This window comes from Sphaerisporangium siamense, from assembly GCF_014205275.1.
Taxonomy (GTDB): domain Bacteria; phylum Actinomycetota; class Actinomycetes; order Streptosporangiales; family Streptosporangiaceae; genus Sphaerisporangium; species Sphaerisporangium siamense.
Genome location: NZ_JACHND010000001.1, coordinates 4,655,950 through 4,675,222, shown reverse-complemented (window position 1 = coordinate 4,675,222; position 19,273 = coordinate 4,655,950). Strand labels below are relative to the sequence as shown.

Annotated in this window: 19 protein-coding genes and 1 riboswitch; of the genes, 11 read left to right on the top strand and 8 right to left on the bottom strand. The window is 72.3% G+C overall.

The features are described 5' to 3' along the window. Positions 1 to 79 precede the first annotated feature (79 nt). From BJ982_RS21670 to BJ982_RS21660, 3 genes are all read left to right on the top strand, one after another. Positions 80 to 1,633, top strand: a complete 1,554-nt coding sequence (locus BJ982_RS21670) for a glycerol-3-phosphate dehydrogenase/oxidase (RefSeq protein WP_184889122.1) — start codon at positions 80 to 82, stop codon at positions 1,631 to 1,633. A 182-nt stretch (positions 1,634 to 1,815) separates the two neighbouring features. Then, positions 1,816 to 2,727 carry a sucrase ferredoxin gene (locus BJ982_RS21665; protein ID WP_184882813.1) on the top strand — a complete coding sequence of 304 codons (912 nt, stop codon included), beginning with the start codon at positions 1,816 to 1,818 and terminating at the stop codon, positions 2,725 to 2,727. A 114-nt stretch (positions 2,728 to 2,841) separates the two neighbouring features. Further along, positions 2,842 to 3,153, top strand: a complete 312-nt coding sequence (locus BJ982_RS21660) for a WhiB family transcriptional regulator (RefSeq protein ID WP_093171423.1) — start codon at positions 2,842 to 2,844, stop codon at positions 3,151 to 3,153. Between the two features lie 153 nt (positions 3,154 to 3,306). Here BJ982_RS21660 and BJ982_RS21655 read toward each other — a convergent pair whose 3' ends face one another. The 4 genes from BJ982_RS21655 to BJ982_RS21640 all read right to left on the bottom strand — a co-directional run bounded on the left by BJ982_RS21655 (position 3,307) and on the right by BJ982_RS21640 (position 7,689). Next, the gene (locus tag BJ982_RS21655; protein WP_184882811.1) at positions 3,307 to 3,963 is read right to left on the bottom strand and encodes a phosphoribosyltransferase; all 657 of its coding nucleotides are present in this window, start codon (positions 3,961 to 3,963) and stop codon (positions 3,307 to 3,309) included. Between the two features lie 52 nt (positions 3,964 to 4,015). Then, positions 4,016 to 5,125, bottom strand: coding sequence for a ribosome small subunit-dependent GTPase A (gene rsgA / locus BJ982_RS21650; RefSeq protein WP_184882810.1), 1,110 nt, complete (start codon positions 5,123 to 5,125; stop codon positions 4,016 to 4,018). 203 nt (positions 5,126 to 5,328) lie between these two features. Next, positions 5,329 to 6,585 (bottom strand): serine hydroxymethyltransferase, encoded by a 1,257-nt coding sequence (gene glyA, locus BJ982_RS21645; protein ID WP_184882808.1) that lies wholly within the window; start codon positions 6,583 to 6,585, stop codon positions 5,329 to 5,331. Positions 6,586 to 6,612: 27 nt separating this feature from the next. Next, a riboswitch (ZMP/ZTP riboswitch) is annotated at positions 6,613 to 6,694 on the bottom strand. Continuing rightward, entirely contained in the window at positions 6,691 to 7,689 is a 999-nt protein-coding gene (locus BJ982_RS21640; RefSeq protein WP_184882806.1) for a YihY/virulence factor BrkB family protein, read from the bottom strand. Its footprint overlaps the riboswitch before it by 4 nt. Positions 7,690 to 8,326: 637 nt before the next feature. Between BJ982_RS21640 and BJ982_RS21635 the strand changes: the two genes are divergently transcribed. The 4 genes from BJ982_RS21635 to BJ982_RS21620 all read left to right on the top strand — a co-directional run bounded on the left by BJ982_RS21635 (position 8,327) and on the right by BJ982_RS21620 (position 11,898). Beyond that, positions 8,327 to 10,009, top strand: a complete 1,683-nt coding sequence (locus tag BJ982_RS21635) for a nitrite/sulfite reductase (protein WP_184882804.1) — start codon at positions 8,327 to 8,329, stop codon at positions 10,007 to 10,009. A gap of 37 nt (positions 10,010 to 10,046) precedes the next feature. Continuing rightward, positions 10,047 to 10,190: an Insertion element protein gene (locus BJ982_RS21630; protein ID WP_184616917.1), complete on the top strand. Its 144-nt coding sequence runs from the start codon at positions 10,047 to 10,049 to the stop codon at positions 10,188 to 10,190. 89 nt (positions 10,191 to 10,279) lie between these two features. Then, positions 10,280 to 11,008 (top strand): phosphoadenylyl-sulfate reductase, encoded by a 729-nt coding sequence (locus BJ982_RS21625; RefSeq protein ID WP_184882802.1) that lies wholly within the window; start codon positions 10,280 to 10,282, stop codon positions 11,006 to 11,008. An 86-nt stretch (positions 11,009 to 11,094) separates the two neighbouring features. Continuing rightward, positions 11,095 to 11,898: a sirohydrochlorin chelatase gene (locus BJ982_RS21620; protein WP_239122798.1), complete on the top strand. Its 804-nt coding sequence runs from the start codon at positions 11,095 to 11,097 to the stop codon at positions 11,896 to 11,898. A gap of 18 nt (positions 11,899 to 11,916) precedes the next feature. Here BJ982_RS21620 and BJ982_RS21615 read toward each other — a convergent pair whose 3' ends face one another. Further along, entirely contained in the window at positions 11,917 to 12,210 is a 294-nt protein-coding gene (locus BJ982_RS21615) for a hypothetical protein (RefSeq protein ID WP_184882798.1), read from the bottom strand. 635 nt (positions 12,211 to 12,845) lie between these two features. Here BJ982_RS21615 and BJ982_RS21610 point away from each other — a divergent pair. The 3 genes from BJ982_RS21610 to BJ982_RS21600 are packed head-to-tail and all read left to right on the top strand — an operon-like array spanning position 12,846 to position 14,709. Beyond that, positions 12,846 to 13,793, top strand: a complete 948-nt coding sequence (locus BJ982_RS21610; protein WP_184882796.1) for an SPFH domain-containing protein — start codon at positions 12,846 to 12,848, stop codon at positions 13,791 to 13,793. After that, entirely contained in the window at positions 13,790 to 14,077 is a 288-nt protein-coding gene (locus BJ982_RS21605) for a type II toxin-antitoxin system antitoxin (RefSeq protein ID WP_239122799.1), read from the top strand. Before BJ982_RS21610 ends, BJ982_RS21605 begins: the two co-directional genes overlap by 4 nt. Continuing rightward, entirely contained in the window at positions 14,077 to 14,709 is a 633-nt protein-coding gene (locus BJ982_RS21600) for a GOLPH3/VPS74 family protein (protein ID WP_184882794.1), read from the top strand. The genes BJ982_RS21605 and BJ982_RS21600 overlap by 1 nt, the downstream gene beginning before the upstream one ends. 176 nt (positions 14,710 to 14,885) lie before the next feature. On the opposite strand, the gene BJ982_RS21595 is transcribed toward BJ982_RS21600, so the two are convergent. The 3 genes from BJ982_RS21595 to BJ982_RS21585 form a co-directional block, all read right to left on the bottom strand. After that, positions 14,886 to 15,701 carry a DUF1707 SHOCT-like domain-containing protein gene (locus BJ982_RS21595; protein ID WP_184882792.1) on the bottom strand — a complete coding sequence of 272 codons (816 nt, stop codon included), beginning with the start codon at positions 15,699 to 15,701 and terminating at the stop codon, positions 14,886 to 14,888. Positions 15,702 to 15,781: 80 nt separating this feature from the next. Next, positions 15,782 to 16,723: a maleylpyruvate isomerase family mycothiol-dependent enzyme gene (locus BJ982_RS21590; protein ID WP_184882790.1), complete on the bottom strand. Its 942-nt coding sequence runs from the start codon at positions 16,721 to 16,723 to the stop codon at positions 15,782 to 15,784. Next, positions 16,723 to 17,283: an RNA polymerase sigma factor gene (locus BJ982_RS21585; RefSeq protein WP_184882788.1), complete on the bottom strand. Its 561-nt coding sequence runs from the start codon at positions 17,281 to 17,283 to the stop codon at positions 16,723 to 16,725. The genes BJ982_RS21590 and BJ982_RS21585 overlap by 1 nt, the downstream gene beginning before the upstream one ends. Positions 17,284 to 17,431: 148 nt before the next feature. On the opposite strand from BJ982_RS21585, the gene BJ982_RS21580 reads away from it, so the two are divergent. Continuing rightward, on the top strand, positions 17,432 to 19,060 hold the full coding sequence (locus tag BJ982_RS21580; protein ID WP_239122801.1) for an isovaleryl-CoA dehydrogenase: 1,629 nt from the start codon (positions 17,432 to 17,434) through the stop codon (positions 19,058 to 19,060). The last annotated feature ends 213 nt before the right edge of the window (positions 19,061 to 19,273 follow it).

Here is a 19,273-nt window from a genome sequence, read left to right as displayed (position 1 = left end):
CGAGCCCGTGACCTGCTCCCCCGCCGGACGTGACGACCCGCCGACCGGCCGACCGGCACTTCCCCACTCCACTTCCCCCATCGGACGTGACGATCGGCCGACCGGCCGTCCCGCGCTTCCCGGCTCCTCGCTGAACGCCGCGCGGCGGGCTCGTGAGCTGGCCGAGGTGCGCGAGTGCGTGGTGGACCTGCTGGTGGTGGGCCTCGGCGCCACTGGAGCGGGTGTCGCGTTGGACGCGGCCGCGCGCGGGCTGTCGGTGGCCGCCGTGGACGCCCATGACCTGGCGTTCGGCACGTCCCGCTGGAGCTCCAAGCTGATCCATGGCGGTCTGCGCTACCTGGCCAGAGGGCAGGTCGGCGTGGCCTGGGAGAGCGCGGCCGAGCGCGGCGTGCTGCTGACCCGCACGGCTCCCCACCTGGTGCGCGCCCGGCCGTACCTGCTGCCGCTGACCCCGGAGGTCTCCCGGGGCGAGGCGGCGGCGCTGATGGCCGGGTACCGCCTCGGCGACGCGCTGCGCGCCTGCGCCGGCACTCCGCGCGCCGCGCTGCCGGGGCCGTCCCGCGTGACGGCCGCGCGCGCCCGCGGCCTGGCGCCCGCGCTGCGCGCGCGGGGGCTGCGCGGCGGGCTGGTCTCGTTCGACGGTGCGGTGGTGGACGACGCGCGGCTGGTGGTGGCGATCGCGAGGACGGCGGCGGCGCACGGCGCGCGCGTGCTGACCCGGTGCCGCGCGCTGGCGCTGGCGGGCGACGGCGCCGAGCTGCGCGACGAGCTGACGGGCGAGACGTTCGCGGTGCGGGCCCGCCGGGTGGTCAACGCGGCCGGCGTGTGGGCGGGCACGCTGTCGCCGTCGGTGGAGCTGCGGCCGTCCCTGGGCTCGCATCTGGTGCTGCGCCCCGGCGTGCTGGGCGATCTGCGGGCGGGCCTGCACGTGCCGATCCCCGGCGAGGCGGCGCGCTTCGCGCTGGCGCTCCCCCAGCCCGACGGGCGCGTGTACGTCGGGCTGACCGACGAGCCCCTGGACGGGCCGGTGCCCGATGTCCCCGTGGCGCCGGAGGCGGACGTCGCGGCGCTGCTCGGCGTCCTGAACTCCGTCCTGGAGACGCCGATCGTCCACGCGGACGTGGCGGGGGCCTACGCGGGCCTGAGGCCGCTGCTGGCGGGCGAAGGGCGGTCGGCTGATCTCTCGCGAAGGCACACGGTCCTGAAGGGCTCTGACGGCGTCGTGACGATCGTGGGCGGGAAGCTGACGACCTACCGCGCGATGGCGGCCGACGCCGTGGACGCGGCGTTCCCCTCGGCCCCGCCGAGCCGCACGGCGCGCCTGCCGCTGGTGGGCGCCCGCGGCGGGGCCGGCGCGGGCGTTCCGGCACGGCTGGCCGCGCGGTACGGCGCGGAGGCGGCGGCGGTGCACGAGATCGCCCTGCGGGACCCGGCCGCGGCCGGGACGCTGCCTACCGGGGTGACGGTGGCCGAGCTCGTGTGGGCGGTGCGGCACGAGGGCGCACTGGACGCGGGCGATCTGCTGGACCGGCGCACCCGCGTCGGGCTGGTGCCGGAGGACCGGGCCGCGGCGCTGCCGGCCGCCGAGCGGGTGCTGCGCGAGCACGCGGGCCTGGGTGGTCCGCCCCGGTGACGGCCCCTAGCCAACGCGTGATCGCCCGGCAAGCGAACCTCGGAAAAACGGATCGTGATTAATCTCACACACTCCGCCGCAGCGCACACCGCGCCGGCGGAGGCCGGAACGGACGTCCCGGGGACCGGGTTACTGTCGCGACCGTTTAGGTTAGTCTTACCTAAGTGTTCGAAGGGGGACGCGTGACGGAGGACCGGGCTCGGGGGTGCGACCACCTGGCCGGATGCCACTCGGGCGCCGTGCCGGCGCACGCGAGCGCGACGGTCGGCGCCCGGTTCTGGCTGCTCATCGAGCACACCGGCCCCTGGGCGTCCCACCTTCCCGACTGCGACCTGCCCGAGGACGTCCACGCGCTGATCGGCCGCGCGACCGAGCTCGGCGTCCGCCCGCAGCTCATCCGCCGCCCGGGCCGCCGCACCGCGACCCCGGTCCCGCGCCACGTGATGGTGGCCGATACCACGGCCCGGGTCCCGTGGGCCGCAGAGGGCCGGTTCGAGGACGTCCGAGATCTTGACCTGGGATCTCTCGTGCGCGGAGTGGTGCCTGAGTCCTGCATACTGGTGAAGGAGCCGGTGTTCCTGGTCTGCACGCATGCCAAGCGCAATGCGTGCTGTGCCCGACTCGGGCTTCCCCTGGCACGGGTTTTGGGTGAGAGCCAGCCGGGAAGAGTGTGGGAAACCACTCATGTCGGCGGCGATCGATACGCCGCCAACCTCGTGTGCTTGCCACACGGGCTTTACTACGGCAGCATGTCTCAGGCTGCCGCGATCGCGGCGGCAAACGCGTACCGGCGCGGCGAGGTCGTCCTCGATCGTTTCCGGGGACGCGCAGGCATCCCTGAGCCATCGCAGGCCGCCGAGCATTTCGTCCGGGCACACACGGGCGAGCTGTCGGTAGGCGGAGTGGCCGTGGAATCCACCAGGTCGGACGGTGACGTCACCGAGGCGATCGTGCGCCATGGGGACGTCCGGTTCCGGGTTGTGGTCGAACGCACGGTGTTCGCGCCGTGCGGCATGGCGTGCGCCGAGACGATCATGACCTACAGGCGGGCGGCGCTGGAGCCTCTCCAGTGCGGCACGCCCGTGCTGACCTAGGGGCCCTATAGGGGCCCGGGAACACCACGGGCTTATTCGGCGTTGGAACGAGGGACGTCATACGCGTCCAAAGCGGCACAAACACCGAATACATCTCACCTAAGGTGGTTTCTCATGTCTCAGGTACGTCGGCAGATCGCCCGCCCGCGCCCCAGCTGGGGTTGGCAGGATGATGCCGCGTGCCGGGGAGAGGACCTTGTGCTCTTCTTCGGTCCTGACGGCGAGCGTCAGCCGGAGCGCGACATCCGCGAGCGCAAGGCCAAGGCCATCTGCGCCCAGTGCCCTGTCCGCGCGGAGTGCCTCGACTACGCCCTCTCACGTCCCGAGAAGTACGGCACGTGGGGCGGGCTCAACGAGGACGAGCGCGCGTCCGAGCGTCGTCGTCGCATGCGGCGTGCCGCAAGCGCCGGCATCAGTGCTGCCTGAACCTCCACCGGCACTTTTCCGCCACGCGATGATCATGCGGCTTTTCCGCTCCTGTACGCCTCCAGGGCCGAAATTGCCGCATGATCGTGCGGGTTCCTCCCGGCGACGGGGGACCCGAATTCCCCCCGGCCCCGATGAAGGCGAAAATCCGTTTCACCGTCCTTGCCGCAACAAGCGCAGGACGTCCGCGTCGGTCAGTTGCCCGAATCGCACATACCACTGACCGACCGCGTGAAAGCCGGGCGGGGTGGCGAGAACGACCACCTCGTCCGCCTCGTCGCGAAGCGCCGTGACCGTCCTCGACGACCCGACCGGCACGGCGAGCACCGTTCTCCCGGGCTTGGAACGCCGGACGGCGCGCAGTGCCGCGCGTGCCGTCCCGCCCGTGGCCAGCCCGTCGTCGACGACGACCACGTCCCGTCCCGCGAGCGCGGGCAGCGGGCGGTCGCCCCGGTAGGCCTGGACCCTGCGGGCCAGTTCCCCGCGCTCGCGCGCCACGATCGGCGCCAACTCGTCCTCCTCCACGCCGAGCTGCTCCAGCAGCCCCTGGTCGAACACCGGCTCACCGCCCTCGGCGATCGCGCCGAGGCCGAGCTCCGGCTGCAGCGGGTGGCCGATCTTCCTGGTCACCAGCACCTCCAGCGGCGCCGCGAGCCGCTCGGCCACCGGCACCGCGACCGCCACTCCCCCGCGGGGCAGAGCGAGGATCACCGGGTCGGCCAGGCCCGCGTCGGCGAGCATCTCGGCGAGCAGTGTCCCCGCCTGCTCCCGGTCGGCGAACGGGAGGGACAGGCGCCGGCTAGCGCTCATGCCCCTTTCGTACCCCTCGACCTGGGTGGCAAGCGGGGACATCCCCCTCACGTCACGGCCGTGACCGGCCGCGCATGGACTTGTGGATCACCTTCCACTTGCGGGTCTGCTCCGCGCGCACGCGCGCGTCGGCGCGGCCGGCCATCCACTGCGCCTCGCGCTGCAGCTTGCGCCAGCTCGCCAGCCGCCGCTCCGGCAGTTCCCCCGACTCCAGCGCCGCCAGCACGGCGCAGCCGGGCTCGCTCTCGTGGGCGCAGTCGTCGAACCTGCACTGCTCCGCGAGCTCCTCGATGTCGGAGAACACCATGTCGACGCCCTGGCTCATGTCGTACAGGCCGACGCGGCGGATCCCGGGCGTGTCGATGATCAGGCCGCCGACCGGCAGCCGGATCAGCTCGCGGTGGACGGTGGTGTGCCGCCCGCGGCCGTCGCCGGCGCGCACCTGCTGGGTCTCCATGACCGCCTCCCCCGCGAGCGCGTTGACCAGCGTCGACTTGCCCGCGCCCGAGGCGCCGAGCACCACGGCCGTCCGGGAGCCGCTCAGGTGGCTCCTGACGACCTCCAGCCCCTCGCCCAGGAGCGAGGCGACGGCGTGCAGCGGCACCCCGGGCGCCACCGCGGCGACGTCGGCGAGCAGGTCGGCGAGGTGCTCGCCGATGAGATCGGCCTTGGTGACCACCACGACGGGCTGGGCGCCGCTCTCCCAGGCCAGGGCGAGCAGCCGCTCGATGCGACCGAGGTCGGCGAAGTCGCCGCCGTGCACGGACGGCTCGGCCACGAACACCACGTCGACGTTGGCGGCCAGCACCTGGCCCTGGGAGTCGCCGGACAGCCCGCCGCGCGAGTCGCGGCGCACGCCGCCCCTGACGAAGGCCGTGCGCCTCGGCAGGAGCGACGCCAGCTCGTAGCGGCCCTCGGCGAGCAGGGTGAGCGCGGCCCAGTCGCCCACGCAGGGCAGGGCCACGGGGTCCTCGGCCGCCGCGCGCCGCAGCGGCGCGGAGTAGACGGCCTGGAGATGTCCGCCGGAGGTGATGACCTCGGCGGCGCCGCGATCGACGCGGGCGACGCGGGCGGGGACGGCGCCGGCCGGCAGGTCGGCGGCGAAGGACTCGTTCCAGCCCAGAGAAGAAAGATCGTGACCGGGAGTGGTCAACTCAGGCACCCTTCGGGAACGGGTGCCGCGGCTTCAGCGCGCGGACGGCACCCAGGAGGAAATGGACACGGGCATGACGAAGAAGACCCGCATATTCCTCACCTCCTGGATGTCGTGGCCGCCTCTCTCCGAGACGGCGAAGCCGGGCCCACTGTATCGCGGGCCCGGCTTCCCGGGGCAACACATTTACGCCATGGCGCGCGGCGGGCGGCTCAGCCGATGCCGGGCGCGGGGAACCGCGAGGTCAGCTCGCTGACCTCGCCGTGGACGCGCGCGATGACGTCCTCGGCGTCGTCGCCCTTGGCCAGGGCGGTGACGACCTCGTCCATCCAGGCGCCGATCTGGCGCATCTCGGCCTCGCCCATGCCGCGGCTGGTCACCGACGGCGTGCCGATGCGCAGGCCCGAGGGGTCGAACGGCTTGCGCGGGTCGAACGGGACCGTGTTGTAGTTGGTCTCCAGGCCCGCCCGGTCCAGCGCCTGCGCGGCCGGCTTGCCCGCCACGCCCTTGGAGGTCAGGTCGATCAGGATCAGGTGGTTGTCGGTGCCGCCGGAGACCAGCTCGAAGCCCCGCGCGGCCAGCTCGTCGGCCAGCGCCTTGGCGTTGGCGACCACCTGGTGGGCGTAGGCCTTGAAGTCGTCGCCCGAGGCCTCCTTCAGCGCCACGGCGATGGCGGCCGTGGTGTGGTTGTGCGGGCCGCCCTGCAGGCCCGGGAAGACCGCCTTGTTCAGCGCCTTGGCGTGCTCCTCGTCGGAGGCCATCAGCATCGCGCCGCGCGGGCCGCGCAGCGTCTTGTGCGTGGTCGTGGAGATCACGTCGGCGTGGCCCACCGGCGAGGGGTGGGCGCCGCCGGCGACGAGCCCGGCGATGTGCGCGATGTCCGCCGCCAGGATGGCGCCGACCTCGCGGGCGATCTCGGCGAAGGCGGGGAAGTCGATCGTGCGGGGAATCGCGGTGCCGCCGCAGAAGATCAGCTTGGGGCGGTGCTCCAGGGCCAGGGAGCGCACCTCGTCCATGTCGATGCGGCCGGTGTCGCGGCGCACCCCGTAGTGCACGGGGTTGAACCACTTGCCGGTCGCCGACACCGTCCAGCCGTGGGTGAGGTGGCCGCCGAACGGCAGGCCCATGCCCATCACCGTGTCGCCCGGGTTCAGGAACGCCAGGTAGATCGCCAGGTTGGCCGGCGACCCCGAGTACGGCTGGACGTTGGCGTGGTTCACGCCGAACAGCGCCTTGGCGCGCTCGATGGCCACGGCCTCGACCTGGTCGATGACCTGCTGGCCCTCGTAGTAGCGCTTGCCCGCGTAGCCCTCGGAGTACTTGTTGGTCAGGACTGTGCCCGTCGCCTCCAGCACGGCCCGGGAGACGTAGTTCTCCGATGCGATCAGCTTGACGGTGTCGGCCTGGCGCCGTTCCTCCGCACTGATCAGCTCGGCGATCTCCGGGTCGACGTCGGAAAGAGAACTCATGGCCCTACCCTTCGTTGGATTGGATCCGGCGAGGACCCAGGCGCCCGGCCCCCGCCCTGTTCGCTCCCTGGTGGTGGCCCACCCAGACGCGCCAGTCACGTCGCGTTAGACGATAGCGGACTCGCCGTTTCTGCCGACCCCGCCGTCCGGCCACAGGCGGTCGAACTCGGCGTTGAGCGTCGCGCCGATGAGCACGGCCAGCGCCGTGATGTACAGCCACAGCAGCACCGCGATGGGGGCCGCCAGCGAGCCGTAGATCGACAGGGGCGAGAACCACGCGGCCAGGACCTCGCGCAGCACGGCCGCGCAGGCGATCCAGATGAGCAGGGCGAGCACGGCGCCGGGCAGCTCGCGCCACCAGCGCGTCCGCACGGGCACGCTCACGTGGTAGAGCAGCGTCAGCACCAGGACCGAGCCGATCACCACCACGGGCCAGTACAGCACCGCCACGACGCCGCTGTACTCGGGTAACGCCCCCGACAGCAGAGTGGGGCCCACGACCAGGACCGGGATGACGATCAGCGCGATCACCAGCGCGGCCAGGTAGAGCCCGAACGACAGGATGCGGGTGCGGATGATGCCGCGCGCCTCGCCGAGGCCGTAGGCGATGGAGATCAGGTCCACGTAGACGAACAGCGCCCGCGAGCCCGACCACAGGCTGAGCAGGAAGCCCAGCGAGATCAGCGAGACCTGGCCGCCCCTGAGGACGTCGTCGAGCAGGGGGCGCACCACGCGCTCGACCGTGTTGTCGGTGAACAGGAGCTGGGCCTGGTCCAGCACCCAGCCGCGCGTGTCGGCGACGGTGCCGGGGCCGAGGACGCCGCTCAGGTGGCCGAGCAGGCCGATGAGGCCGAGGACGAACGGCGGCAGCGACAGCAGCGCGAAGAAGGCGGCCTCCCCCGCCAGCCCGGTCACCCGGTAGTTGAAGTTCGCGACGGTGGTCGCGCGGACGAGCGCCCAGAGCCGCGACTCCCACGCCCTGGCGCCGCGCAGGGTCGAGAGGCCGGCCTCGGCGTTGCGCCGGGCCTTGGCCCTGACCAGCCGCCACCGGGACACCCGCCCCGAAGAGGCGGACGACCTCGTGGGCGCGCCCGTGGACGTCATGGCACCCCAAGGTATTGGCAACGCGCTTCCACCACGACACCACCTTGTGAACGATCTCCGTCGTGGCGCCTACCCGATGAGACGCCTCCATATCCGGCGCGGTCGGCGCAACGCCCAATACTATCCGCCCCTCACCCCTGACAACCCACCTGACCTGCGGTGATGTGCGGTAGCAGTACATCTTGGGGGACAATGGGCCCGTGATATGCCCGGAGTGCAAGGAGGGCAGGCACGACAGGTGCCGGGGCGGCTCGTGGTGCGACTGCCAGCACCGCCCGCCGCGCCCTCCGGACGACTCGGTGCTCTCCTGGCGGCGCCAGGGCTGACGCCCCCTTTAGCCGTCGTTTGTCCAGACTCTGGACCGGATATTGGACATCTGACACGCGGAGGGTATGGTTTGGTACATGCCAGCGGACCCGCTTCTCGTCGTGCGACGCCACGTCGACTTCCTGCGTGTCCGCAGTGCCATCTGTAGCGACGCTTGTTGACCGCCGCCCCGCTGTCGAATTCTGCCAGCCTGGGCGCGTGACAGGCGTCTTTTTCATGCCCACCGGCCTCTAGCCATCGGAGCCGGGCCGGCTCGCCTGCGCGCGTCCACGCGCCCCGACGACCATCCTCGGTAAAGGACGCCGCCCTCATGACCAGCCCGCCCAGGCCCGCGAACCGCCACCACAAGCGCCCGCGAGGCGAAGGCCAGTGGGCCCTCGGCTACCGTGAGCCGCTCAACAAGAACGAGGAGAACAAGAAGAACGACGACGGCCTGAACGTCCGTCAGAGGATCATCGACGTCTACTCCAAGCAGGGGTTCGACTCGATCGACCCCGCGGACCTTCGCGGCCGGTTCCGCTGGTTCGGCCTCTACACCCAGCGCAAGCCGGGCATCGACGGCGGCAAGACCGCCGTCCTGGAGCCGGAGGAGCTCGACGACCGCTACTTCATGCTGCGCGTCCGCATCGACGGCGGGCAGCTCGACCTGCGGCAGCTCCGCACGATCGCCGACATCGCCAACACCTACGCCCGGGGCACGGCCGACGTCACCGACCGGCAGAACATCCAGCTCCACTGGATCGACATCGAGTCGGTCCCGGCCATCTGGGAGGCGCTGGAGTCCGTCGGGCTCTCGACCACCGAGGCGTGCGGCGACACCCCGCGCGTCATGATCGGCTGCCCGCTGGCCGGCATCGACGCCGACGAGGTGCTCGACGCCACCGGCCCGCTCGCCGACACGGTCGCGCGGTACATCGGCGACCCGTTGTTCTCCAACCTGCCGCGCAAGTTCAAGTCGGCGATGAGCGGCTGCCCCGCGCACTGCACGGTCCACGAGATCAACGACGTGGCGTTCGTCGGGGTCGAGAACGAGCAGGGCGAGAAGGGCTTCGACATCTGGGTGGGCGGCGGCCTGTCCACCAACCCGATGCTGGCCAAGCGGCTCGGCGCGTTCGTCCGCCCCGAGCAGGTCCACGAGGTGTGGGCCGGGGTCGCCGGCATCTTCCGCGACTACGGCTACCGCAGGCTGCGGCACAGGGCCCGCATCAAGTTCCTGGTCAGCGACTGGGGCGCCGAGCGGTTCCGCGAGATCCTGGAGAAGGAGTACCTCGGGTACACCCTCCCCGACGGCCCGGCGCCCGTGCTGCCGCGCGACGGCCGGCGCGACCACGTCGGCGTGCACCGGCAGAAGGACGGCAACTACTACGTCGGGTTCGCGCCCCGGGTCGGGCGGCTGGACGGCGACAAGCTCCACCTCATCGCCGACCTGGCCGAGCGGTACGGCTCGGACCGCGTCCGCACCACCGTCGAGCAGAAGATGGTGATCCTGGACGTCGAGCAGTCCAAGGTCGAAGGTCTGGTCGCCGACCTGGAGGCCGCCGACCTCCAGGTCAACCCCAGCACGTTCCGCCGCCAGACGATGGCCTGCACGGGCATCGAGTACTGCAAGCTGGCGATCGTCGAGACCAAGGGGCTCGCCTCCGGCCTCATCGACGAGCTGGAGCGCCGCCTGCCGGACTTCACCGACCCCCTGACCATCAACGTCAACGGATGCCCGAACTCCTGCGCCCGCATCCAGACCGCCGACATCGGGCTGAAGGGCCAGCTCGTCACCGACGGCTCCGGCGAGCAGGTCGAGGGCTTCCAGATCCACCTCGGCGGCTCGCTCGGCGTGAACCCCGGCTTCGGCCGCAAGGTCCGCGGGCTCAAGGCCACCGCCGCCGAGCTTCCCGACTACATCGAGCGGGTCCTGAAGAACTTCCAGAGCCAGAAGAACGACGGGGAGACCTTCGCCGACTGGGTGCAGCGCGCCGAGGAGGCGGATCTCAAATGAGCCCCCGCCCGGCGCCACGGCGGCACGGGGCGCGCGCATGAGCGAGCGCGCGGTCCCGTTCCACTGCCCGTACTGCGGCGAAGAGGACCTCGAACCCTACGAGGGCGACGGCGGCTGGTACTGCCGGTCGTGCGCCCGCGCCTTCAAGCTGAAATTTCTCGGCATCGGCGTGCGCTCATGACAGGCGGCCGGCCCCGGGCCCCCCTGAGCCCGGCGCCCCATACGGACTTCACGGACTTCACGGACTTCACGAACGAGGAGCAGCGACTCATGACACTGGTGGAGATCGAGAACGGGCTTGAACGCCAGCGCGGCGTCCTGGACCTTCGTGGCATCGTGGACTCCGCCGCCGAGTTCCTCGAGGACGCCCCCGCGCGCGAGATCATCCGCTGGGCGGCGGCCACGTTCGGCGACCGTCTCTGCCTGACCTCCTCGATGAGCGACGCCCTCCTCATCGACCTGGTCAGCCGCGTCAAGCCCGGCGTCGACGTGTTGTTCATCGACACCGGTTACCACTTCGCCGAGACCGTCGGCACCCGCGACGCGGTGCAGCAGGTCTACGACGTCAACGTGATCAACGTGAAGCCGTCCAGGACCGTCGAGGAGCAGGACCGCGAGCTCGGCCCGCGCCTGCACAACCGCAACCCCGACCTGTGCTGCTTCCTGCGCAAGGTGGAGCCGCTGAACCGCGCGCTGGAGCCGTACCTGGCGTGGATCTCCGGCATCCGCCGCGACGAGTCGCCGACGCGGGCCAACACCCGGGTCGTGGAGTGGGACGCCAAGCGCCAGATGGTCAAGGTGAACCCCATCGCCCGCTGGACCCAGGACGACGTGGACAACTACATGGCCGACAACGGCGTCATCATCAACCCGCTCCACTACGACGACTACCCCTCGATCGGCTGCGCCCCCTGCACCCGCCGCGTCGCTCCCGGCGAAGACCCACGCAGCGGCCGCTGGGCGGGCCTGGGCAAGACGGAATGCGGTATCCACCTCTGACCCCCGACCAGCCCGGGGCCGGGCGAACGCGGCCGCACGGTATCGGAGGCGCCCTGACTCATGGGGCGCTCCCGGCGCCGCCGGTCGTGCCTCCCTCCGGCTCCGCGCCGCCGCTGGTGGCGGTGGCGCACGGCTCCCGCGACCCGCGCGCCTCGGCGACGGTGGAGGCACTGCTGGAGGACGTGCGACGCGCACGGCCCGGCCTGCGGGTCCTCGGGACGTATCTGGACCATTCCCGGCCGTCGCTCGGCGAGGCCCTGGCCGGGCTGGACGAGGCCGTGGTGCTGCCGCTCCTGCTCACCGAGGCCTACCACACCCGCGTCGACATCCCCGCCGCCCTGCGCGAGGAGCGGGCCCGCCGCGTGCCGGACGGCCGCCCGCCGCTCCGCGTCCACCAGGGGGCGGCGCTCGGCCCGCATCCCCTCCTCCTCACGGTCCTGGAGCGCAGGCTCGCCGAGGCGGGCGTGGAGGTCGGCGACCCCGGCACCGCCGTGGTCCTGGTCTCCGCGGGGTCCAGCGACCCCCGGGCGAACGCGGTGATCGCCCGCATGGCCCGCGACTGGGCCTGGGCCCGCGGCTGGCACTCGGTCACCCCGGCCTACGCCTCCGCGGCCTCGCCGACCCCGGAGGAGGCCGTACTCCGCGTCCTGGCCGGCCACGCCGGACCACACGCCCGCGCCGGGCGCCCCGCGCGCGTGGTCGTGGCCCCGTACCTGCTGGCCCCCGGGTACTTCGCCGACAAGGTCAGCCGCACCACCCTGGACGCGGGCGCCCACACCGTGGCGGCCCCCCTCGGCCCGGCCCCCGAAGTGGCCGTAGTCCTGCTGGAACGGCACGCGCATGCCGTGGCGGCCTTCCAGGCGGGCGCCCCGGTCCCGGCGACCGCCTGATCCGCCCCGCCCGGCGGGTCAGCCGTTGGTGGGGAACTCGCTGGGCGTGACCTCCGTGGGCGGGGTGGACGCCTCGCCGTGAAGGGCGACGCGGGTGGGGTGGGCGCCGACGTTGTGGTGGATGACGAGGGTGGCCTGCGCGGCGGCCCCGTCGGCCGGAGGCGTGAACGTCACACCGAACGAGCAGACCACCCCGGGCGCGAGATTCTTGCGCGCACAGGAACCGTCCTGACCGAAGTGCGCCCTGCCCTCCCCGGTGACCTCCATGTAAGTGACCTTCAGCGTGGCGTCGCCCACGCTCTCGATGCGCACCTCAGCGTCACAGCCACCCTCGGCAGTACAGGTGATCTCGGTAGGCGTGATCTCAACACCCGCCGCACCACCGGGCACCTTGATGATCTGCTTACCCCCGCCCCCACCGCTGGGACGCTCCTGCGCGGTCGCTTTGTCAGGCCCGCAAATAAAATCCGGACAAATCGGCGCATCCGAGGTAATAAGCGCCGCAACAATAGCCGCCCCCGCCCCAATGAGCGCGACCGCGACAGCCGCTCCTTTACCGGACATCGAACCCTCCGAACATCGACCATGGACCTGCGGCGGACGGCCCTGCCAGGCCGATCGCGAAATGACGACCGCGCCCAGGGCTGGGGACACCCCGGGACAGACCGGTGCGGGAAATCGACGCCGGAGCCGCGGAGAACCGTATTCACGGACGCCGGGAGCCTTTTTCACGCGTGCCCGCGAACGCGCGAGGGGCTTTACACGGCAAGGATAAACACCCGCGCCTTGCATGCCACCTGAATTTTCCTGTCACTCCGCCGGAGCGCCCGCGACTCCGGAGAGGACCAGGAGCGGCTCCGGGGACACCCGTGCACGGCGGCGGCCAGGCGGGCAGGACGAGCCGAGACGGGGCTTGCAAAGTGATATCACTTTGCTATGGTTGTGCCATGACACAGCAGACCCCCGGGACGGTGGCGGACGTGAACGAGATCGAAGAAGTGGCCGTGGAGATGCCGGCGGCTCGGGTGAGGGAGCGGCGGCCGTTCGATGTCAGTGGGTGGCCCATGCTGGGGCTCGGCGTGGTCATGCTGGCCGGTGGTGTGGCGGTGATCGTGCAGGGCTCCCAGGGGGACGGGAACGCCGCGCTGCTCGTCACCGGGGTCGTGCTCGTGATCCTCGCGGCCCTGGTGCTCGGCAGCCTCATGGCGGTGGCCCCGGGCGAGGCCAGGGTCGTCCAGCTCCTCGGGCGCTACCTCGGCACCGTCCGCACCGACGGCCTGCGGTGGGTGATCCCCTTCACCCAGAAGCGCAAGATCTCCACCCGCATCCGCAACCACGAGACCGACGTCGCCAAGGTCAACGACCTGGACGGCAACCCCATCGAGATGGCCGCCGTCGTCGTGTGGCAGGTGGAGGACACCGCCAAGGCGACGTTCGAGGTGGACGACTTCGTGGAGTTCGTCGCGATCCAGACCGAGACCGCCGTCCGGCACATCGCGGGCAACTACCCCTACGACGCCCACGACGAGGCCCAGCTCTCGCTGCGCGACAACGCCGACGAGATCACCGCCAAGCTGTCGGCCGAGATCTCCGCCCGCGTCTCCTCCGCCGGCGTCCGGGTCATCGAGTCCCGCATCACCCGTCTGTCGTACGCGCCGGAGATCGCCCAGGCCATGCTGCGCCGCCAGCAGGCCGGCGCGGTCGTCGCCGCGCGGCAGCGCATCGTGGAGGGCGCGGTCGGCATGGTCGAGGCCGCCCTGCAGCGGCTCGACGCGGCCGACGTGGTGGACCTCGACGACGAGCGCAAGGCGACCATGGTCAGCAACCTGCTCGTCGTCCTCTGCGGGGACAAGGACGTCCAGCCGGTCGTCAACACCGGCTCCCTGTACCAGTGAGCGAACGCAAGAAGATCCTCCTGCGGCTCGACCCCGCCGTCTACGACGCCATAGTCAAGTGGGCGGGGGACGAGCTGCGCAGCGCCAACGCCCAGATCGAGTTCCTGCTCCGCAAGGCGCTGGCCGGGGCGGGCAGACTACCGGCCGACGCCAAGGGCATCCCGAGGCGCGGCCGGCCCCGCAAGACCCCCGCCGCGGACGGCGCGGCAGGGGGCGACGAAGTGACCGACGTCGCGGACGTCACCGAGGGCGCCGGTGCGGCCGGCGACGACGAGGAGGAGTGATGGTGGACGTGCCCGGCACCCTGCCCGAGCGGCTCTACCTGCTCGCCTACGACACGCGCAGGAAGCGCGTGACCGCGCGGTCCAACCTCGGCCTCCTGATGCGCGCGGGCATCCTGGCCGAGCTGCTGCTGCGGGGCGATCTCGCCGACGCCACCGGCGGCCCGGTCGCCAAGAGGCCCGCGGTGGCCGATCCTCTGCTGGACGTGGCGCTCCAGCAGATCGCGGCCTCGCGGCGGCGCACCTGGCAGCACTGGGTGAGCAAGGGCTCGGGGGCCGCCGTGCGCCAGGTGCGCGACCGCCTGGAAAAGGACGGCTGGATCCGCGTGGAGCACCGCCGCGTGCTCGGACTCATCCCCGTGGCGAACGTGACCGTCCGGGACTCGCGGGTGCCGCGGCAGCTCGCGGCGACGGTGTCGGCGGCCGTGCGCGGCGCCCGTCCGCTCTCGCGGCTGGAGCCCCGGGACGCGGCGCTGGCGGCCCTGGCCGCGACGGTGCGGCTGAAGACCGTACTGCCGAGGGCCGAGTGGCGGGCGGGACGGGGTCGCAGCGATGAACTGGCCCAGGTGGTCGCACCCGTCCCGTGGGCCCTGAACAAGGCGATCCAGGCGGCCGCCGCAGCGGCCGCGGGCTGACCCGCCGACGCGACACCTGGCGACACCGGCACGGGGACGGAGCCGCACGGCATGGGGACAGAGCGGATCGGATGGGACGGAGCCGGACGGCAATAGCGCGGAGGTGGGCGGGGCCGTCCGTAGCGGGAGATGACGGGCCGGGGTGGGAGAGACTCAGTGGGCCGGGGACGGGGACGTCAGGTGCCGTCTCTCCATTCTCTGCGGGCCTCGCGGCGGGCGCGCTGGGCCTCGCGGCGGTACTCGCGGCGGAGTTCCTGTTGTTCGCGGCGCTGTTCCCGCAGGGTGTGGTGGAAGGAGCGGTGCAGGTCGTGGCGCTGGTCGCGCATGTCGCGCAGGGCGTCGCGGACGTCGCCGTGGATCTCGGCCCTGCGCTCCAGCCACCACTCGCTCCACTCGTTCAGCGCGCGGCGGATCGGCTTGGCCTTGGAGTCGCCGACGACCTTGATCTCGCCCATCAGGACGTAGGCGCGGACCCGGACGACCGGCACGTTCTGCCCGGGGGGCGCCTCGATGACGTTGGCCTTCTTCTCCCCCATGATCGCGACGCCTTCGAGGTCGACGTCCACGCCGTCGGGCACGATGATCTTGACGCTGCCCATGACCGCGGTGGCGACGATGTCGATCTGGTTGGACCGAACTTCGGCCTCGCGCAGGTCGAGCGTCACCTCGCCCATGACCGCGACCGCGCCGATCTCCTGGTCCACCCGCCACTTGCCCCGCCGCTTGGTCTCGCTCATGATCGCCGCGAACCAGCGCCGGGCGCCGCCCGCGCGGGCGGGCGCCGCGTACGGGGGCGGAGCGGGGGCGGGCGCGCCGGGCAGGTCGGCGGTGAGCTGGGCCAGCTCCGCCTGGGTGCGCGCCAGGTAGGCGGCCTCCGTGCGGTCCGTCAGCTCGGCCAGCGTGAGCCTGCCCTCGACCGATGCCTGCCGCAGACTTTCGACGGCCGCCTCGCGCTCGGCGTCCGAGGCCCGCATTCCACCCGCATCGTTCATGCCATGAATCTAGCGCGTTCGTGCACAATCGTCCGATCCTCCGGAAGGAGGAAACGCGCTAGGTCCTGAGAACGAGGACCTCACGGTCCGGACAGGACGGGCGCGCAATGCAGCACGTCCCGGGCCAGGCCGGCGTCCCCGGTGATCGTCGCGGGGAACTCGTCGGGCGCCCGCCGTCCACCGAGCAGGAAGCAGAAGTCCACCACGTCACACGCGATCTCGACCTCGGCGGGCGCCCCGTCATCGGGCCGGGCCACGACCTGGACGTCGAGCGGCACGTGCCACACGCCGCCTCCCGGCCCGGTCAGCGTGAGCCGCACGGCGCGCGCGCCGCCGCCGTCCACGCCGGACAGCAGCATCGTCCAGGGGATCAGCCGCGCGCAGAAGTCGGCGGTCGGGTGGATGTGGGCGGCCACCGGCAGGGGAAGGGACACGCCCAGCACCGCGGCCGCGTCAACGGTGTGAAGCCAGGTCTCCAGCATGCGGGCCAGCAGATGGTCCGACAGCGCGAAGGACATCCCGCCGGGCGTGATCGGCGTGCCCGGGTCCATCTCGGCGGCGCGGGCGCGGATCGCCTCGGCCTGGGCGCGCCACTCGGCGCGGGTCTCCTGCGGCGTCCGGCCGCCGGTGTAGGCGATCATGTCGGCGGTGCGGCCGAGGACGTCGTTCGCGGTGAGCGGCGGGCCCGCCACCGGGGCGTCGATCGCGCACGCGACCAGGCTGTCGGTGGCGGCGAGGTGCGCCACCAGTTCCTGCAGCGTCCAGCCTTCGACGATCTTCTGGGACCAGTCGGCCCGCGTCGCCGAGGCGAGCAGGGCGTCCATGGCCGCGACCCGGCCGGCGAAGGGCGCGGTGAACCCGGCGGCGGCCACGGGACGGCGGGCGGAGCGCGCCGCCGACAGCAGCCGGTCCACGGCCCCCGGCGGGGGGGCGGCCGTCTCTGCCAGCACGTCGAGGCTCAGGCGGGTGAGGGGGTCGGTGGTTCCGGGGATCTCGTCGCCGTGGCCGTAATGGCGCTCCATCACACCTCCTCTTCGGCCAGTTCGTCGGCGAGCCTGCGAAGGCCCATGCGGATCCGGGACTTGACCGTGCCCTCCGGCAGGCCGAGGTCCTCGGCCGTCTGCCGATAGGTACGGCCACGGTAGTAGGCGAGTTCGATGGGCTCGCGTAAGCCCCCGGGGAGCCTCGCCACCGCGCGCCGCACCCGGGCGGCCTCGTCGGCGGCCAGCACCCAGTCCTCCAAGGGGCTCGGGCTCGGCTCGGGGTCGGTCAGGCGGGGGCCGAGGACCGAGACGCGGTGCCGCTGCTCGCTGCGCACGTGGTCGACGGCGCGCCGGTGGGCGATCGTGGCGAGCCAGGAGCGCAGCGTGCCCCGGTCGGGGTCGAAGGCCAGCGGGCGCTCCCAGAAGGTGACGAACACCTCCTGGACGATGTCCTCGGCCACCACGCGGTCGCGGGTGACGCGCAGCGCGAGGCTGAGGACCAGCGGGTAGTGGCGGGTGTGCACCTCACCGAGCGCGCTCTCGTCACCGCCGACGACGCGCTGGTGTAGCGACCGGTCGTCGGTTCCAGGCGTCTCCACCGGGCCCCCTTCCGTTGGTCCGCCACCGTCCGGCCACCCCCGCACCCCATTCTTGTCGACAAATGCTGAGATGGAGGACGGAGCGCGCAATGCAACCCCGCGCGATCCGTCGGACGACGACCGCGCAGCGACCCGCCGGGAGGATCCCGTGACACACGCCGTCTTCAACCAGGCGCCCCCGCTCACCGGCCACGACGTGTCCGCCGACCCGGCGCTGGTGGAGGGCGCCCGCCGCGAGGGCGCCGACTGGGCGCTGGGCGAGCTCCGCGCCCTCGGCACGCTGGCCGGGTCCGCCAGGGCACAGGAGTGGGGACGGCTGGCCAACGAGCATCCCCCCGTGCTGCGCACGCACGACCGGTACGGCGGCCGGATCGACGAGGTGGAGTTCCACCCGGCGTGGCACGAGCTGATGGGCGTGGCGGTGGAGCACGGGCTGCACGCCACGCCGTGGGCGTCGCCCCGCCCCGGCGCGCACGTGGCCCGTGCCGCCAAGTTCTACGTGTGGTCGCAGGTGGAGGCCGGGCACGGCTGCCCGATCTCGATGACGTACGCGAGCGTGGCGGCGCTGCGGCACAGCCCCGCGCTCGCCGGGGCGTGGGAGCCGCTGCTCACCTCGCGGGCCTACGACCCCGGCCTGCGCCCGCGCGCGGCCAAGCGGGGTGTGCTGGCGGGCATGGCGATGACCGAGAAGCAGGGCGGGTCGGACGTGCGCGCGAACACCACGCGGGCCGAGCCGCTCGGTGACGGGACCTACGCGCTCACCGGGCACAAGTGGTTCAACTCCGCGCCGATGTGCGACGTGTTCCTGGTGCTGGCGCAGGCCCCCGGCGGGCTGTCGTGCTTCCTCCTCCCCCGGGTGCTGCCGGACGGCACGCGCAACGCGATGCGGCTCATTCGGCTGAAGGACAAGCTCGGCAACCGGTCCAACGCCTCGGCCGAGGTGGAGTACGAGGGCGCGGTCGCGCACCTGGTCGGCGAGGAGGGGCGCGGGGTGCGGACCATCATCGAGATGGTCAACATGACCCGGCTGGACTGCGTGATCGGCTCGGCGGCCGGCATGCGGTACGGCGTGACGCAGGCCGTCCACCACGCGCGCCACCGCTCCGCGTTCGGCGTGCGGCTCGCCGATCAGCCGCTGATGCGCAACGTGCTCGCCGACCTGTCCCTTGAGTCGGAGGCGGCCACAGCCCTCATGATCCGGCTGGCCGGCGCGACCGACAAGGCCATCAGGGGCGTGCGCGGCGAGGGCGCGCTGCGGCGCACGGCCCTGGCGGCAGCGAAGTACTGGGTGTGCAAACGGGCCCCCGCCCACGCCGCCGAATCGCTGGAGTGCCTGGGCGGCAACGGCTACGTCGAGGAGTCGCAGATGCCCCGCCTGTTCCGCGAGTCCCCGCTGAACGGCATCTGGGAGGGCTCCGGCAACGTCGCCGCGCTCGACCTGCTCCGGTCGGTCACCAAGGAACCGGACGGTCTGGAGGCGTTCTTCACCGAGGTGGAGCTCGCCAAGGGCGCCGACCCCCGCCTCGACACCGCCGTCCGCGAGACCAAGGACTCCCTCACCGACACCTCCACCCTTGAGTTCCGCGGCCGCCAGGTGGCCGAACGCCTCGCCTTGGTCCTGCAGGGATCCTTGCTGGTCAGACACAGCCCCCCAGCCGTCGCCGACGCCTTCTGCGCCTCCCGCCTGGCTTCGGAGCGAGCCCTGGCGTTCGGCGCCCTTCCCCCCGGCCTGGACCTCTCCGCGATCATCGGCAGAGCCACAGCGAAGGGCGCCTAGACCAGCAGGAGATGGAGCCCTGCGGGGAGGACTACAGAAAGTAACCGTCAAACGGATGCGAGGTGGCTACATCGTCAATGCACGACTGATCCTCTTGGTCGACAGCCCTAGAGAGTGCTGCGGGAATCCATTGAGCCAAATGGCGTGGGGGTTGGCGTCTTGGTCGACCTTGCTGGGCATCCTGCCCCTGTTTCTACCCCTCCAGGGGCGATC

Excerpts from the sequence above, each read along its gene's own strand:
- BJ982_RS21590 (WP_184882790.1), bottom strand. The coding sequence starts at position 16,723 with ATGGAGCGCCATTACGGCCACGGCGACGAGATCCCCGGAACCACCGAC.
- BJ982_RS21640 (WP_184882806.1), bottom strand. The coding sequence starts at position 7,689 with ATGACGTCCACGGGCGCGCCCACGAGGTCGTCCGCCTCTTCGGGGCGG.
- BJ982_RS21635 (WP_184882804.1), top strand. The coding sequence starts at position 8,327 with ATGACCAGCCCGCCCAGGCCCGCGAACCGCCACCACAAGCGCCCGCGA.
- BJ982_RS21610 (WP_184882796.1), top strand. The coding sequence starts at position 12,846 with ATGACACAGCAGACCCCCGGGACGGTGGCGGACGTGAACGAGATCGAA.
- glyA (WP_184882808.1), bottom strand. The coding sequence starts at position 6,585 with ATGAGTTCTCTTTCCGACGTCGACCCGGAGATCGCCGAGCTGATCAGT.
- BJ982_RS21630 (WP_184616917.1), top strand. The coding sequence starts at position 10,047 with ATGAGCGAGCGCGCGGTCCCGTTCCACTGCCCGTACTGCGGCGAAGAG.
- BJ982_RS21660 (WP_093171423.1), top strand. The coding sequence starts at position 2,842 with ATGTCTCAGGTACGTCGGCAGATCGCCCGCCCGCGCCCCAGCTGGGGT.
- BJ982_RS21655 (WP_184882811.1), bottom strand. The coding sequence starts at position 3,963 with ATGAGCGCTAGCCGGCGCCTGTCCCTCCCGTTCGCCGACCGGGAGCAG.
- BJ982_RS21625 (WP_184882802.1), top strand. The coding sequence starts at position 10,280 with ATGACACTGGTGGAGATCGAGAACGGGCTTGAACGCCAGCGCGGCGTC.
- BJ982_RS21595 (WP_184882792.1), bottom strand. The coding sequence starts at position 15,701 with ATGAACGATGCGGGTGGAATGCGGGCCTCGGACGCCGAGCGCGAGGCG.
- BJ982_RS21600 (WP_184882794.1), top strand. The coding sequence starts at position 14,077 with ATGGTGGACGTGCCCGGCACCCTGCCCGAGCGGCTCTACCTGCTCGCC.